The 201-nt window shown below is 68.2% G+C and carries 1 protein-coding gene; it reads right to left on the bottom strand.

Features of this window, described 5'->3' with window-relative positions:
- A partial coding sequence (locus tag AA75_RS51415) for a DEAD/DEAH box helicase family protein (RefSeq protein WP_149038152.1) occupies positions 1–201 on the bottom strand: 201 nt, incomplete at both ends.

Genomic DNA, 201 nt, shown 5'->3' on the forward strand with positions numbered 1-201 from the left:
GTGGCCGTCATGAACAACCTGCGGTCACACGGGATCCGGGCGTTGTCGAGGATCGCCGCCCACGGCTTCCCAGCCTGGCCACTGACACGGTGGGCCTCGTCCACGACCGCGAGCGAAAACGGGCTCAAGCCCTCCTGGTGGGCCTTCTCCAAGTGCCCCAAACCCAGGCTGGCGTACGTGGCGAACACCGTCACCCGCCCC

The sequence above is a fragment of the Kitasatospora sp. MBT63 genome (assembly GCF_000710465.2).
GTDB lineage: Bacteria > Actinomycetota > Actinomycetes > Streptomycetales > Streptomycetaceae > Kitasatospora.